Annotated in this window: 12 protein-coding genes; 8 read left to right on the forward strand and 4 right to left on the reverse strand. The window is 41.0% G+C overall.

Annotated elements, in window-relative coordinates; translation table 11 throughout:
- The first annotated feature begins 29 nt into the window (after positions 1-29).
- Entirely contained in the window at positions 30-635 is a 606-nt protein-coding gene (locus AC5JQI_RS01570; RefSeq protein WP_493913488.1) for a LysE family translocator, read from the forward strand.
- A 15-nt stretch (positions 636-650) separates the two neighbouring features.
- On the opposite strand, the gene murP is transcribed toward AC5JQI_RS01570, so the two are convergent.
- Positions 651-2,117 (reverse strand): PTS N-acetylmuramic acid transporter subunit IIBC, encoded by a 1,467-nt coding sequence (gene murP, locus AC5JQI_RS01575; protein WP_493913489.1) that lies wholly within the window; start codon positions 2,115-2,117, stop codon positions 651-653.
- A gap of 26 nt (positions 2,118-2,143) precedes the next feature.
- Complete coding sequence (gene murQ / locus AC5JQI_RS01580) at positions 2,144-3,052, reverse strand: N-acetylmuramic acid 6-phosphate etherase (RefSeq protein WP_493913490.1); 909 nt, start codon at positions 3,050-3,052, stop codon at positions 2,144-2,146.
- Positions 3,053-3,788: 736 nt separating this feature from the next.
- Between murQ and AC5JQI_RS01585 the strand changes: the two genes are divergently transcribed.
- Positions 3,789-7,142: an inverse autotransporter beta domain-containing protein gene (locus tag AC5JQI_RS01585; protein ID WP_493913491.1), complete on the forward strand. Its 3,354-nt coding sequence runs from the start codon at positions 3,789-3,791 to the stop codon at positions 7,140-7,142.
- A gap of 1,292 nt (positions 7,143-8,434) precedes the next feature.
- The gene (locus AC5JQI_RS01590; RefSeq protein ID WP_493913492.1) at positions 8,435-9,325 is read left to right on the forward strand and encodes a LysR family transcriptional regulator; all 891 of its coding nucleotides are present in this window, start codon (positions 8,435-8,437) and stop codon (positions 9,323-9,325) included.
- A gap of 333 nt (positions 9,326-9,658) precedes the next feature.
- Here AC5JQI_RS01590 and AC5JQI_RS01595 read toward each other — a convergent pair whose 3' ends face one another.
- The gene (locus AC5JQI_RS01595) at positions 9,659-11,614 is read right to left on the reverse strand and encodes an ABC transporter ATP-binding protein (protein WP_493913493.1); all 1,956 of its coding nucleotides are present in this window, start codon (positions 11,612-11,614) and stop codon (positions 9,659-9,661) included.
- Positions 11,615-11,860: 246 nt separating this feature from the next.
- Here AC5JQI_RS01595 and kefG point away from each other — a divergent pair, with 246 nt between their 5' ends.
- The 4 genes from kefG (at position 11,861) to slyD (ending at position 15,246) form a co-directional block, all read left to right on the forward strand.
- The gene (gene kefG, locus AC5JQI_RS01600) at positions 11,861-12,424 is read left to right on the forward strand and encodes a glutathione-regulated potassium-efflux system ancillary protein KefG (RefSeq protein WP_493913494.1); all 564 of its coding nucleotides are present in this window, start codon (positions 11,861-11,863) and stop codon (positions 12,422-12,424) included.
- A gap of 2 nt (positions 12,425-12,426) precedes the next feature.
- Positions 12,427-14,232 (forward strand): glutathione-regulated potassium-efflux system protein KefB, encoded by a 1,806-nt coding sequence (gene kefB, locus AC5JQI_RS01605; protein ID WP_493913495.1) that lies wholly within the window; start codon positions 12,427-12,429, stop codon positions 14,230-14,232.
- A 14-nt stretch (positions 14,233-14,246) separates the two neighbouring features.
- Positions 14,247-14,450, forward strand: a complete 204-nt coding sequence (locus AC5JQI_RS01610; RefSeq protein WP_092554302.1) for a YheV family putative zinc ribbon protein — start codon at positions 14,247-14,249, stop codon at positions 14,448-14,450.
- A 268-nt stretch (positions 14,451-14,718) separates the two neighbouring features.
- The gene (gene slyD / locus AC5JQI_RS01615; RefSeq protein ID WP_493913496.1) at positions 14,719-15,246 is read left to right on the forward strand and encodes a peptidylprolyl isomerase; all 528 of its coding nucleotides are present in this window, start codon (positions 14,719-14,721) and stop codon (positions 15,244-15,246) included.
- Positions 15,247-15,378: 132 nt separating this feature from the next.
- Here slyD and AC5JQI_RS01620 read toward each other — a convergent pair whose 3' ends face one another.
- Positions 15,379-15,597, reverse strand: coding sequence for a SlyX family protein (locus tag AC5JQI_RS01620; protein WP_237388293.1), 219 nt, complete (start codon positions 15,595-15,597; stop codon positions 15,379-15,381).
- A gap of 246 nt (positions 15,598-15,843) precedes the next feature.
- On the opposite strand from AC5JQI_RS01620, the gene fkpA reads away from it, so the two are divergent.
- The gene (gene fkpA / locus AC5JQI_RS01625) at positions 15,844-16,608 is read left to right on the forward strand and encodes an FKBP-type peptidyl-prolyl cis-trans isomerase (RefSeq protein ID WP_493913497.1); all 765 of its coding nucleotides are present in this window, start codon (positions 15,844-15,846) and stop codon (positions 16,606-16,608) included.
- The last annotated feature ends 25 nt before the right edge of the window (positions 16,609-16,633 follow it).

Below are 16,633 nucleotides of genomic sequence, written 5' to 3' on the forward strand. Positions count from 1 at the left end.
TTGACCATTTGGGTGAGGGGAATCTACCCATGACTGTAAGTTTGTTATTCTCGCTTAGTACATTTATGTTTATTTCTGCTGTCACTCCGGGCCCAAACAACTTGCTGCTAACATCAGCGGGCGCTACTTTTGGTATCCGTCGCTCTGTACCACTTTGTTTGGGTATTGTATTGGGAATGCAGACAATTTTATTGCTGTCTGCCTTTGGTGTTGCTGCATTGCTGCTGATCTACCCTGCGATGCATACTGGTCTGAAAATACTCGGTAGCCTGTATTTGTTGTGGTTGGCTTGGAAAACGGCGACTTCACACTATAAGCAACTACGTACAGCGCAGGTGACAGGGACACCCATCAAGATTCATCAAGGCTGGTTACTGCAATTCCTGAACCCCAAAACATGGTTGATGGGATTGGGGGCAGTCAGCAGTTACAGTCTGCCCGGATCACTATATAACAATTCGATATTGGCTATCAGCGCAGTAATGTTAATCTCCAGTGCAATAGCTGGTGCAATCTGGCTTATGCTCGGCTCATTGATTGGCTGTTTATTAAGAAATCGCCATGCGTGGTTCATATTTAATATTGCGATGGGGCTGCTGACCGCCGCTTGCGTCCCTTTAATCTGGGTTAGCTAAAATTAGGGACTGGAGTCAATTCATGTCAATATTTTTACTGCCAAAGAATAATGTCAGTATAAAGCCTGATAGGTAAGCGACGAGCAATCCGGCACCATATACTGCCATGCCCGTGAAGATACCATTGTTGGAGGTCATCAGGGGCAGCGCGACCAAACCGGAAGGGCCGAAAACACTATTTAATCCGACTGGTAATCCCCACCAGGCAATCAGACCGATAAAAAAGCCGCCAACTGCACCACCGAGACAGGCGGTGACAAAGGGTTTTACGCGAGGCAGTGTTACGCCATAAATCAAGGGTTCCCCAATTCCCAGAAACCCCGGAATGATGGCACCTTTGATTTGAGTGCGCAACAAGGAACCCTTTTGAGCTTTCAGATATAACGCCAGCGCAGCACCCACCTGACCTGCTCCGCCCATTGCGAGAACAGGAAACAGGGAGTTGAAACCCTGTGCATCCATCAAGGCAAAATAGACGGGGACGAAGCCTTGATGCACACCAAACATTACAGCGATTAAGAACAAACCTGCCAGAATTGCTGTGCCGAATGGGTTGCCATTCAAGTTCATGAACAGCCATGACATCGTGGTAAATAAATAACTCCCGATGGGCATAATGATGATAAAAGCAACAGCACCCATGATAAGCAGAGTAATAGCAGAAGTCAGGATCATATCGAGGTCAGATGGCATGACTTTGCGGATTTGCTTTTCTACCCATGCCCCGAGAATACAGGCAATCAGTACACCGATGATGTTACCTCGAGGATCGATGGCGAATCCAAAGAAATTATTTATGCCGGAATAGAACCCGCTGTTGGCTTCGGCGTTATAACCCAATACGAATAAAGATGCGATAATTGCACCATTAACCCCTGATCCGCCAAAAGCTTTTTGCGCATTGTAGCCAATCAGGATGCTCAGAAAGCTGAACATGCCTTTGCTAAAGATTTTCATATAACCGATCATCTCGACCAAAGTCGCGTCGGGATGCACAGCGTCTTTGACAAAAATCTGCTCCAGCAGGGTAGCAAACCCCAATAACAGACCAACAGCAATAAATCCGGGGATTAAAGGCGTGAAGATGGTGGCAAATTTAGCCAGAAATTTATGGATTGGGCTGGTTTGTTTTTCTTTGAGATATTTTTTGTTTGAGGTGGCGATATCTTTTAGGTTTTCAGAATAGTGCTCAGTGACATGAAGTTTTGGTTCATTGGAGTTATATGATTCACTGAGCAGTGTATTCATGATATCTGCGGCTGTTTGAGCTTTACCGGGGCCAAGGACAATCTGAAGTTGGTCATCACTTTTTATGACGCCTAAGACGCCCGCGATTTTCTGCAATCTGATTTTATCGGCAAGTGAATCATTGCGTAAAGTCAGCCGCAATCGGGTCATACAATTACTACTGTGTGTAATATTACCTGTCCCGCCAATGGCGTTGAGTATTTCGAACAGCATTTCCCGACTAATTTTAGCCATTTATGCCCCCTTCCAAGAGGTAATGATTATCGGTCTTTTGAGATGCTTGGCCGGATAAGCCCTTGATGCTTTTTCAATAATTTTTTGGCTTTTTCGGCACTTATATCCGATAAAATCATCACAATTGCAGTTTTACAGTGACCACCACAGGCATTCAGGGTTTTTTCGGCGGTTTCCCTGCTGCACTCGGTGGCAGCCATAACAATATTTTTCTGACGTTCGATTAACTTGGCATTTGTGGCTTCCACATCTACCATCAAATTGCCATATATCTTGCCAATGCGGATCATGGCACCTGTCGTGATCATATTCAGCACCAGTTTTTGTGCTGTTCCGGCTTTCATGCGAGAAGAACCTGTCACAACTTCCGGCCCTACTACGGGCGTGATAGCAATGTCAGCCAATTGCGTCATCGGGCTAACAGGATTACAACTGATACAGGCTACGGTAGCGCCAACGGATTTAGCATATTCCATTGCACCTAATACATAGGGTGTCCTGCCACTGGCTGCGATCCCCACGAGGATATCCCGCTGATTAAAATGTAGTTCCTTAAGATCGCCTGTGCCTAACTTCCGGTTATCTTCCGCATTTTCGACCGCTTTCAGAATTGCCTGATGCCCACCCGCAATTAAACCGATCACCTGTTCTGGCTTTGTACCATAAGTTGGCGGACATTCACTGGCATCTAAAATACCCAAACGTCCAGAAGTTCCGGCTCCACTGTAAATTAAACGCCCTCCCTGACGAAACGCCTCTGCGACCTTATCAACTACTTTGGCAATTTGCGGGAGTGTTTTTTCAACGGCGATAGCTACTTTTTTATCTTCATCATTGATAACTCGCAGCATATCGAGTGTTGATAGTTGATCAATGTCGGAACTGGCGGGATTGCGACTTTCTGTCACCATATTGCTTAAGTCTATTTTCGTCATTTTTTGCCGTATGTTTATGGGGGATTAATGAGGTTAAATTACCGTATTGAGTGCTTGGTATAAAATATATCAATAGATTCAACTTTTGTGTAAGTTTAAATGAGAATCAATATATTAATCGAGAAGGTTTGTCAATATATAGGAAACTCTATATTTATATCGGCATAACTGGATATATTCGTGCAACTAAAAAAGGGGGGGTGGAAAGGATTTTTAATTTTAAAAATTAAGTTTTAATTAAAAAAAGAGGTGAAGGTAAAATAGTTTTTTGTGAAAGAGATATTTTACAACCAAATGATTATATTATCAATAAAGAAGTTCAATGAAGTTATCTTAAAGTAATAAGATAACTTTTTATTATCAGGTGATAATAATTTTTCATTATGCCCGATGATAAGAAAATTTTAAAATGGTAGGGGGTTTTTATTCTTTATCTTGATTAAATACACAGTTATTAAATTATAGTAATGGCTTATATTTTATAAGGCATCCATAAAATGAAAAAATATTTCTATTTTAATAAAATTAAAAATGAGAGTGATTCTGAATAGGTTTAGGGATAAGAGTGAGATTTTTATTTTTCTCTGGGTGGCTCTATTTAACGGGATTTGTCTTCCAGCTTTATGTCATCAAAGCAGGATGAAAATTTATAAGGTGTCGGTATATGAACTCATATTATTGTAAATATACTCGTTTTTTAGTTTTTTCAGTTATAACACTTGTTTTTTCCTCTTTGATGACAAACATATATGCAGAAGGAGTACTCTCAAAGGAAGAAATATATATTAAAAAAGAAAACAAAATTGGTTCAATAAATAGGCAGCCTGATAAAGATAATGAAAGACTTTCAGATATCAAAAATAATAAAGTTGATATAGTAGAGGGAAACAATAACTCTTCTGAATTGAATGCTCAGTATATCATTGCAAAAAATATTCAGGCAGCAGGGATTGTATTATCCTCCTCCCCATCTCAATTGACTGAACAAGCAGCATCCTACGCTTTGGGAAAATTAAATAGTACAGTATCCAGTGAAGTTCAAAAATGGTTATCTCAATTTGGTACAGCCCGAATTAATTTCTCCCTTGATAAAAAAGGCAAGTTAGATAATGGCTCTTTGGATTTATTGCTTCCGCTTTATGACAACAAAACAGATTGGTTGATTTTCTCCCAACTGGGTTATCGGAATAAAGATAGCCGACATACTCTTAACATCGGTTTAGGAGGACGTTATTTCACATCTAATTGGATGTATGGTTTAAATACTTTTTTCGATCATGATGTCACCGGACGGAATAAACGTCTGGGTATCGGGGGAGAAGCCTGGAGTGATTACGTTAAACTCTCGGCAAATACATATTGGCGTCTGAGCCAATGGCATCAATCTCCAAAAGAGATAGATTACGAAGAGCGCCCAGCTAATGGTTTTGATCTCACCGGGGAGTTTTTCCTACCCGCTTACCCACATTTCGGTGGCAAGTTGAATTATGAGCGGTACTTTGGTGCTCAGGTTTCTCTGTTCAATCGTGATACTAAACAGAAAAATCCCAGTCTTGCCAGATTTGGTCTGAATTATACACCTATTCCGCTGGTTACTATGGCGTTGGATTATAAACACGGAAGCGGTGGACGCAGCGAGGCCTTGTTCCAAACCAGTCTGAATTACCGATTTGGTGTACCTTTTAGTACCCAAATCTCACCTGGAAATGTGGCTTCCATGCGTACATTGGCTGGGAGCCGTTATGACTTGGTTGCAAGAAACAATAACATTGTTTTGGATTATAGAAAAAAACAGGAACTGCAAATCACTTTGCCTCACTCTATCAGTGGATATAGTACTCAGCCAAAATCAGTCGAAGTTCAAGTAACTTCCGATAAACCCGTCAAGCAGATTACATGGCGGGCAGATGAGGGGTTTATCCAAAATGGGGGAGCACTCCCGCATATAAGTAAAAATAACGCTATTGAAATTGTGCTACCAAAATATATCCGCCACGGCATAAATCGCTATCTGGTTTATGCCGTGGCGGAAGAAGAGGATGGCAGGCAATCCAAAACGGCGGAGATGTTCGTCATCGTTGAACCTTTTATCATTAAAGGCAAGCCTCAAAATATTATTGTAGATGGAAAAGCTGTTCATATATTGGCTGCGACTATCACGTACGGTCAGCAAAATAACGCCGCTCTTTCCAATGTTGTAATCCCAAGTGTTAAATGGACGGTTGAGCTTCCTGAGGGCAGTTCATCAGGAGAAAAAAATCCTATTGAATTTCAGGCTATATCCGATATAACCAATGATAAAGGGCAGTTAACGGCGACATTAAGTAGCACTGAGATTGTCAGGAATGCGTTGGTTTATCTCGAAATAGACGGAATGCCCAAGATAAAGATAGCGACCATCAGTTTCAATCATATTCAGCCTGAGTACTCAATTGACTCAATGACAGTTTCACCGGAAAGCCCTATTGCGCTAGGCAATGAGAATGACATTTATACCTTTGTGGCAACCATTTTGGGCACTGATGGTCAGCCATTGAAGAATAAAACCGTAAATGCGGGTTGGCGTGTAGATCCAGCGAATAACAATGTGAAATTGAAAGAGAGTGACACGACAGATGATGAAGGGCGTTTGATTGCGACGTTGAGTAATACATCCCAGAAACCTGCGGAAGTGAAGGTCGGACTTAAAATTGGACAGGGTAAAGAGAAGTTCTCGGAGCCAGTCGCTTTTGTGGCTGATGATAAGCAAACCATAAAAATTCAATCTTTGGTTATTGATTCTAATCAGGAATTAGAGGCAACGGGAGAAAATAAATTCACCTTCACGGCAATGCTGGCTGATGAGACGGGAAAGCCAATTAAAGACAGCACGCCCATTTTCCCTACATGGCAAATAGAGAAAGGAGTCTCCGGTATGAAATTAACCGTAGGATCGCTGAAGCCAAACAGCAAAGGAGAACTAGTGACAACGGTGACCAGCACACAAGAGATTAAAGACGCCCAAATCTCTTTATCAATTCAGGATGATATAAAAACATTATCGCCACTTTTTACCTTTATTCCGGCAAAATCCGTCAATATTCAATTAAGAGATGAAATAGAAGTTTCCCCAAGCGAGCCTATTTGGGGTAATGGACAAGATGCATATACCTATAAGGTTTTAGTTGTCGATCCGACAAATGGACAACCTATGCGTCACTGGAGTTTCGCGGAAGTAGAATGGAGTATTAAAAATAACAAATTGCCGGATGATTTAATTTTCAAGGATATTCAGAAAACGACGGATGCTGAAGGCTATTTAACGGTCTCATTAGTGAGCAAAGTGGGCGTGAATAAGATCACAGTCAAAATAGAGGTTAATAAAAAGCACACAAAGCGCGCGAAAACAAAGGTAAATTTCAAGGCAGTACCACAATTCGCAGGGCTTGAGCTTTCCGCTCAAAGCCACCATATAAATATACCGGCAACAGAGCAGGATAAACCTTATAATGTTCATAGCGATTTAGCTGTTAAATTGATAAAAGGATCATCTGCTTCTTCTGGATATATCGTTGGTGATAATGTCAAATATCACTCGTCAAGTGAGGTTGTAAAAGTATTTTCATCCGGAGATATTATTTTCCCTGCTGAACACTTCACCACATCCAAAGGACCAACCATCGTCACGGCAACAGTAACAGATCCTGATACAGAAGCTATATATGTCTATGAATATCGTTTTAACCCACAGAGATATGTTTTCAGCCCTGAGGTTGGTAATGATGGTCTGGTAAAACTGGGGGAAAATTCAGGAAACAGTATATGTGAAACCCTTGATTCCAAATACTCATGGGGACATCGTGCAAGTTCAATGACTGATCAAGATATTGGGATATCTGCATCAACAGAGACTAACCGTTCATTGCGGTATGAGTATCATCAATTCCCGGGTTACGGTCTGTTACCTTATCCATATGAACAAAACACGAATATAAAAGTTGCTGATAGTAATAATCCTTCATACTTCTTCTTATATGATTATGATAAAGGGAATAAAATAGACGCCGATCCTGATGATGAGGGTAGATTATTGTGTAAGCTATCGGATTAAAATAAAGGGAATAAAATTCAGGCTGGATTAATTCAATCCTGTGTTTTTTCTTTTTTTAAGAAGAATAAGTTATCATCTGATAACTATTGTTCATTATACATTTTTTTGACAACACTTACTGTTTGTTATATTTTTATTAAATAAATAGCATTCCAAAATTGTAGAAAACCGCCTTACTTCTCGCGCGGTCAGGAGTAAGAATGAGTGTGTTTATACTTCAGTATCAGTATATGATTATTGAGTACATGCTTATGAAACTGACAACCATAAAATACATCTGCTACAATACCAGCAATCTACAAATATGTTCTAAAAATCAATAGACTACAATGGATTATTATTCTTGGGGATAAATCAGAGTAACTGCTTTCCAGTACACACAAAAACCAACAGATGAACTCTATAAAAAAACATACTAATACAGAATGTTCCGATATAAAAAAGATCAAAAAATTGAAATAAGAATAGGTGTATTTTATCGATAAGGACACACTGCAAGATTTCCCATTCTCTATACCATTATTTATTGATGTGATATTTTATAGAATTATTTTACTCGTTTTATGATGATGAATATCATTATAGTTGTATTTAATGTAATGCTTTAAATTAAAATTCACCTTTATTAACACGTAATAAGCGTAAAAATCAGAATAGCCAAAAAAGTGAAGCATGGTTTATCTGGCAATAATATAATTCGTATGAATTATCTGTGGTTTGTTACATTATACGAGTAAGTCAGATATATATACTTTTCTTTATATTTAACAATTAAATTATTTATACAATAGTTTAGTAGTATGATATTTTAATTTTCATGGTTTTTGGTATTTCCTGAATGGGTTACCAATAAATGATAGTTATCAGCTGATAACTTGATGTTCATTATTTGATTCTTGGTGGTAATCCTAATTGTATGACATGTAAAATAATCATAATCAGATTGTTTATATGATGTATATCTAATCTATTTCAAGTTTTAGTTAAATCAATAAAGCTGTAATTTGAAAAATGAAAGAGGTGTTTAATCGTATGGATAACAGGGTTTCATCTTGTTTTGTATCGGTAACGCGTGAGTTCTTGTTAGTTTCTATTGAAATTATTTATTAATGTTATTAAGTCACAGTAATAATCAATCTTTTGCTTATTGTACCCTTATTAACTAACATTTTATTAGTTAACATTTTGACGGGTAGACCTGACAAAAGCTTTGGCAAAACACTAAGTTAAAATGCTATCACCATGAATCTGTAATGTTTTGTAGTTATTTAACAATCATTGGGCGAAAGAACATGGATATACGCAATCTTGAAGCTTTTATCGTTTTGGCTGAGACTCTGAATTATCATAAGGCTTCGGAGAGGCTTTATCTTTCTCAGCCTGCTTTGACGAAGAAAATACACGGGTTGGAAGACATTCTTGGTGCTTCACTATTTACAAGGGGGCCAAATGGAACAAGATTGACAGATTTTGGACATAAGACATTGGAAAATGCCAGAAATTTTTTAACTCATTATGAACGTTTTAAAAGTCAGGTTCATTTTGATTCAAAAGAAGATATGGTTAGGCATTTATATGTCGGCTCCTGTTTCCCCATTCATAACTATTCTCAAATAGAGAGACAGATTGCGGAGAAGAAAGGGGATATTGTACTGGCGTTGGTGACTGGACTGTCCGTTGAGCAGCAGATAAATTTATTGAATGCTGGGATGCTGCATGTCGCTGTGATGCCTTTGGCATCTATTGCACAGTTAGAACCCAAAAAGGTGTTTACGGAAAGACTGGTTTATATCTTTAAAAAAAGGAGTAATCTGATATCTAAATTTAGAACTGCTTTAAGTAAGTTCGGGAATGGGGTTTTTCCAAAAAATTCAGATGGAAAGAAAGAAGTAGCTGAATTAACTGATTGCCTTAATGTTTTCCCTATTTATACCGGTGACAATATGCATTTGTTATTAAAGACAAATGATATTATGTTAATTGTTGAAATGATTACGAAAAATAGCGCTTATACATGTGTTCCAAAACGAATTTTAGGTTCTATTCCTGAGTATTATATGGATTTTTTGGAAGTTGTTGAAACCGATAAAAAAATTGATCTTGGGGTGGTTTGGGCAAAATCAATAGATAATCATCTGATTGAAGATGTTGAAAACTTTTCTACATTGGTTGCTAATGTATAAGTCTATGAGTAATTATTGTTTTGATGGCGTATCTGTCATTTAATTTCTTATTAAAATAAGATTCGGGATATATTGTAATGATTCTCTTAATAAGGAGTGCAAAATGAGAATGAACACCTTAGATATTTTCCAATCATAGATAACCTGTCTACATAAATGAGTTGTCATTTTTTACGGTGAGTCACTTAGCTATTTTCATGCAGGTTTTTATTTTTGCCATGTAAACAGAGAACAATATTTTCAATGTTTGAGCAAGTGATGGGATAAGAAGATAAAAAGTAATCGGGCATTGAATAGCAATGCCCAATTTTATGCTAGATAATACCGGAAAGGTTAATTGGTTCCTTGACTTGCATGAAATGCTTCTGTCATTTGCTCAAGCTGTTCCTGAATATCCATCCATTCCATCTCGATGTTTTCCAGTCTAGACTTTGTTTGTGTTTGTTTATGCAGGCATTCCGTTAATTCAGCTTTGCGATCATTTTCGTAGAGCGTATTGTCTGATAATTTTTCTTCTAAATTTACCAATTCCGTACCCAGTTTTTCCATTTGGTTTTCAAGGGTTGTAAGTTGTTTGCGTAATGGTTGAGTCTGATTGCGGAATTCAGCTTCACGCCTTTTTTGGTCTTTACGCTCTTGGGCACTGTAATTTTGCGTGCTGTTCGCTATCGTTTCAGTTTCCGCTTTCTCTTTTTCCTGATGATCGCGCATCTGCTGTCGTTGCAGCTCAGACAGCCATTGTTGGTAATCGTCTAAATCACCCTTGAAAGATTCGACTTCACCATCATGCACCAGATAAAGTTCATCTGTAGTGGAACGCAGTAAGTGTCTATCATGCGATACCACAACCAGAGCACCTTCGAAATCGATGAGCGCTTCGGTTAATGCCTGTCTCATGTCAAGGTCAAGGTGGTTGGTCGGTTCATCAAGCAGCAGAAGATTAGGACGTTGCCAGACAATCAGAGCCAATACTAATCGGGCTTTTTCACCACCGGAAAAACGTCCGCTCGGATCTGTTACCTGATCGCCTTTAAAGCCAAACCCTCCCAAATAATCCCGAAGTTGTTGTTCCATCTCTTGTGGCGCTATTCGGGCTAAATGCTGTAACGGGGATTCATCTGCCCGCAGGTATTCCAGTTGGTGCTGTGCAAAGTATCCCAATCGGATGCCTTTTGATAGGGCGATCTCTCCTTGCTGCGGCGCAAGTTCTCCAGCCAACAGTTTGATCAGGGTAGATTTACCCGCGCCATTTCGACCTAATAACCCTATGCGTGAACCGGGCACCAAATTTAATTTGATCGAATTCAGAACAGTTTTTTCTCCATAGCCAGCGCTGATTTTTTCCATATTCAAAAGTGGATTTGGCAGGCTATCTGGTTGGCGAAAGCTGAATTGAAAGGGGTTATCAACATGGGCTGGAGCGATAAGTTCCATACGTTCCAACATTTTGATGCGGCTTTGTGCTTGTTTTGCTTTGGAGGCTTTGGCACGAAAACGATCAATGTAGCTTTGCAAATGCGTCACTTTTTCCTGCTGGCTTTGGTACAGCGCTTGCTGCTGAGCAAGTTTGGCGGCGCGTTGCCGTTCGAAGGAGGAATAGTTGCCGGTATATTCGTACAGACTCTGCTGTTCAATGTGCAGTACTTTATCAATGATTGGATCGAGGAAATCCCGATCGTGGGAAATCAGAATCAAAGTACCTGTATAATTTCGTAACCACTTTTCGAGCCAGATAACTGCGTCTAAATCAAGGTGGTTGGTTGGTTCATCGAGTAACAGTAAGTCAGAACGACAGATTAGCGCTTGTGCCAGATTGAGGCGCATGCGCCAACCGCCTGAAAATGAACGTACGGGTTGCTCCAACTGTACTTGGGAGAATCCTAAACCGTGCAGTAGGCTGGAAGCTCTGGAACGGATTGTCCATGCCTGAATTGTATCAAGCAGACCATGAAGATGGGCGATAGCGTGACCGTCATTTTGTTCGTTGGCGACTTTTAGCTTCTGTTCCAATTGTCGGAACTCGCGGTCGCCATCGATCACATATTCCAGAGCAGATGTTTCCAGAGCGGGTGTTTCCTGATTTACCCAAGCTAGTGCCCAGTTGCTGGGAAATGTGGCGGAACCCCCCTCTGCCTGAAGTTCATCTTTCAGTAATGCTAATAAGGTAGACTTACCACAGCCATTCTTGCCAACTAATCCTACTTTTTGGCCGGGATTGATGGTTGCGTTAGCATTGTCCAATAGGACACGAATGCCGCGGCGGATTTGCAGTGAAGAGAAAACAATCATAGATGTTGTCTGTATAAAATGTGTTAAGTTAATAAGTAGGTTATATCCTTTATCATTCAAATTGCTACTTTACTGGCGGTACTCATTCACTCCGGCCATGATAGTCTGGCCATATAGTTAGTTAGGTTCCTGAGATTTGTTCCCCCGCCGCAATTTGAAATCTATTGGGTATATCTCTATTCAGTTTGATAGCTTGGCGTGCATGGTAGCGGAAAATATGTGTCCTGACACGTCTTAGGGGGATTGATGTTGTCATTACCTAAAGAATTGCCGCCAAAAGTGTTGCTGTTGTATACCCATCCCGAACCTTTGAATTCAGTTGCGAATAAAGTGCTATTGCAGCGTGTGCAGGAATTGGATCATGTGACGGTTCACGATCTCTATAGTTGTTATCCCGATTTCTTCATTGATATTCCTTTCGAGCAGCAGTTGCTGCGTGAGCACAAGGTGATTGTTTTCCAGCACCCTTTGTATATTTATAGTTGTCCTGCTTTATTGAAAGAGTGGATGGATCGTGTGTTGAGCCGTGATTTCGTCAATGGCTCAGAGCAAGCCCTGAGAGGAAAATATTGGCGCTCGGTCATTACTACAGGCGAGCCGGAAGGTGCTTATCGGAGAGGTGGATATAACCGTTATCCGATGGAGGAAATTCTCCGACCTTTCGAATTGACGGCATTAATGTGCCAGATGCATTGGTTATCACCAATGATCATTTATTGGGCAAGGCGCCAAAAGCCAGAAGTACTTGCGAGCCATGCGGTAGCTTATCGGGAATGGCTGAAGGTACCTTTGTCTTTGGGAGGGTTGTGATCATGGAGACTTCAGCGCTGTTAAGCGCCGGAACATTGTTCTTGTTTGCTGCTGTTGTGGCTGTTCCTCTTGCCCAGAAATTCAATATCGGGGCTGTACTGGGTTATCTCATTGCAGGAATTGCACTTGGCCCGTGGGGCATGGGATTTATCAAAGATGTTGATGAAATCCTGCATTTCTCTGAACTTGGCGTTGTTTTCCTGATGTTCATCATCGGCCTTGAGTTGAATCCAACAAAACTTTGGCAACTCAGGCGTTCTATCTTTGGTACGGGTACGGCGCAGGTGATATTAACTGCGTCAGTTCTGACTTTATTTCTCTATTTAACTCATTTTTCATGGCCGGCCGCAGTTATTGGGGGAATTGGGCTGGCAATGTCATCTACCGCAATGGCGCTGCAACTGATGAAAGAGAAAGGGATGACGAGTAATGAAGGTGGGCAACTTGGTTTCTCTATCCTGTTGTTTCAGGATATGGCCGTCATTCCCGCTTTGGCTGTGATCCCGTTGCTGGCTGGCGGGACGGCATCCAGTGACTGGTATCGTATTGGGCTGAAAATTGTTGCCTTTGCCGGCATGTTGCTGGGAGGGCGATATCTGCTGCGTCCATTGTTTCGGTTGGTGGTGAAATCTGGTGTCAGAGAGGTATTTACAGCCGCTTCACTGTTGATTGTTCTGGGGGCTGCTATTTTCATGGAGAAGCTGGGCTTTTCAATGGCTCTCGGCACTTTCATTGCAGGTGTTTTGCTGGCTGACAGTGAATACCGTCATGAGTTAGAGATCTCTATTGAGCCATTCAAGGGGTTATTGCTGGGGTTATTTTTTATTTCTGTTGGTATGTCCCTAAATATGGGGGTATTGCTGGTTCATCTATTGAGTGTTTTGATAAGTGTCTTGGGGCTGGTGCTGATAAAAGGCGGCATACTTTATGCTATTGGTAGAATATCGGGTTTGCGAAAAGCGTCATGCTCGCAGTTTTCTGGAGTGTTAAGTCAGGGAGGAGAATTTGCATTTGTCTTATTTTCTGCCGCACTTGGGCAGAGGGTATTGGTACAGGAGCAGATGTCGCTTTTGTTGGTCGTAGTGACATTATCAATGATGACAACACCTGTGGTGATGCAATTAATTGAAAGTATGTTATCGCGTCGATATAACACACAAGAAGAACATGAAGAACAGCCGTTTGTAGAAGATAATGAGCCACAGGTAATTTTGGTAGGGTTTGGTCGTTTTGGGCAAGTGGTCGGGCGTTTGCTGATGGCAAATAAGATCAGCATCACGGTATTGGAACAAGATGTGAGTGCGATCAGCACCATGCGCCGTTATGGTTATAAGGTGTATTATGGTGATGCGAGTGAACTGGAATTGCTGCGCTCTGCGGGTGCGTCGAAAGCGAAGGCGATTGTTATTGCCAGTGATGATCCAGAGGATACGATGGCGATTGTGCACTTGTGCCAGAAACATTTTCCTCACTTAAATATTCTTGCCCGTGCCAGAGGGCGTCTGGAAGCCCACGAACTGTTGCAAAATGGTGTAAGGGATTTTAATCGAGAAACATTCTCCAGTGCATTGGAACTGGGACGTAAGGTATTAATCAGGTTAGGCATGCATCCACACCAAGCACATCGCGCGCAGCAACACTTCCGGCGCTTGGATATGCGAATGTTACGTGAACTCGTGCCTCAGTTGCATGGCGATATGGCGCAAATATCCCGTGTGAAAGAAGCTCGCCGGGAATTAGAAGAACTGTTTGAACGGGAAATGATTAATGAGCGTCGCCAACCGGAAGGATGGGATGAATATGAATAACATTGGGGTGAATTATGTCAGTCAGTCGTAAGCGTTTTATTGCGGGAGCTGTTTGTCCAAAATGTCAGTCACAGGATACGCTGGCAATGTGGCAGGAAAATAAAGTTGATATCGTTGAATGCGCTCATTGTGGTCACATACAGAGGCAGACTGATGAAGCTGTTACTTCTCATGTCAGGGAACAGGAACAGGTTATTGGTATTTTTACACCTCAATAAATATACCTTTCATCTTTGTTCGACCTGCCATTTTGTTGGCTGCTTTTATTGACTCCGGTCGGGTCGTTATCATTAACCATACTTTCCGGGAAAAGTTCTCTGCTGTAGCTTGAAATCGATTGGATATAAATGAACTAACAATAAATTGTGGATAAATTTTGCCGTCGCTGTACCTGGCGACGTAGAATTCCGTTACAATTGGCAGCATTTTTTTGAGCTGTAAAAATTTTTCCTTACGGGTTTTTCCCTCGGGTATGTAGGAGTAGTCATGAAAGTAGCAAAAGACTTGGTGGTCAGCCTGGCTTATCAAGTAAGAACAGAAGATGGTGTTTTAGTTGATGAGTCCTCGGTGAGCGCGCCGTTAGACTATCTGCATGGCCGTGGTTCTCTGATCAGCGGATTGGAAAAAGCACTGGAAGGCCGTGAGGCAGGTGAACGTTTTGATGTTAGCGTAGAAGCGAATGATGCATACGGTCAGTATGATGACAATCTGGTTCAGCGTGCGCCAAAAGATGTGTTTGTTGGTGTTGACGATCTTCAGGTTGGCATGCGTTTTCTGGCTGACACGGATCAAGGCCCTATCCCAGTTGAAATTACTGAGATTGAAGGTGATGAAGTTGTTGTTGATGCTAACCACATGCTGGCTGGTCAAAACCTGAAGTTCAATGTTGAAATTGTAGCAATCCGTGAAGCAACTGAAGAAGAACTGGCTCACGGTCATGTTCATGGTCAGGGTGGTTGCGATGATCACCATGAGCACGATGAACATGGGTGCTGCGGTGGTAGCTGCCACTAATCTGAGATCATTGACTAACTAAAAATTGTTAGTAATATGAAAAATCAGTCAGCAGAAGAAGGGAAGCACATAGTGCGCTTCCTTTTTTTATGTTTCTGCCTTCCTTGGCAGACATATTCCAAATAAGCGGTATCAGTAATGAGGGGGAGGTGTTTCTTCTGAAAGTGGTGCTATAATGGATGCCTGGTGAGTTTTTAGGCGATCAGCCATTAATCGCAGTTGTTCTTTCAGCTGTTCTGCCTCTATCTGCTGCTTTCTTACTTCTTGATTTAGCTCTTCAATGGTGGCTTCCTGATAGGCCAGTTTAGTTTCCAATTGTTCAAATCTTTGTTCAATGTCGGATAATTCCATTATCTTTCTCCTGCCTCTGGTCAGTTAATGACATGATGGAACGATTACTCTAACCAAGTGGCACTATAATATTCAAAACGTTCAATAGAAGAGGGGATAACGAAACCTCTTCACGTTAATGCTGTCTCAATGGTTTTTAGATCAAGGTATAGCAAATATTGTCATTGGTTTCCGCAGACGGTTATAGTACATGTTACGCGTAGCTTGAGCTGACGGTAAAACCGCCCAAATTTATTGGAGAATAGGATGAAATCATTGTTTAAAACAACCATACTGGCAACAACTCTGGCAGTAGTATTCAGTGTACCTCAGGTTTTGGCTGCTAATACAGAAGCTAAAGGTGAAGTAAAGCTGAATAGTGCATTTAAAACGGTAGAACAGCAAAATTCTTATGCTCTGGGTGCCTCTTTGGGTAGCTACATGGAAAATTCCTTGAAAGAGCAGAAAACACTCGGTATCAACTTAGAAAAAACACAGTTGTTGGTTGGTGTTGAAGATGCTTTAAATAATAAAAGCAAATTGACTGATCAAGAAATTCAGGACACTTTGTTGGCTTTTGAAAAAAAAGTGAAAGAGATGGCTCAGGCTAAGGCAGAGAAAGATGCTGGTGAAAATGGCGCAAAAGGTGATGAATACCGTAAAAAGTTCGCTAAGCAGGCTGGCGTAGTGGAAACCAAATCAGGTCTTCTTTACAAAATTGAAAAAGAAGGTACTGGCAAGACCCCTAAAGAAACTGACACTGTAGTTGTTAACTACAAAGGTTCTTTGATTGACGGGCAAGTTTTCGACAGTTCTTATGAACGTAAAGAACCTCTGTCAATTCGTCTGGACAGCGTGATTCCAGGTTGGAAAGAAGGCTTACAGAATGTGAAGAAAGGCGGAAAAATTACATTGGTTATTCCACCGAAGTTGGCTTATGACCAAGCAAGCCTGCCTAAAATTCCAGCTAATTCTACTTTAGTTTTTGATGTTGAATTACTGGATATTAAACCTGCTGCCAAGGCAAAATAATTCCGGTAATAATTGCGGGACAATA

The organism is Xenorhabdus sp. XBWT (assembly GCF_059072735.1).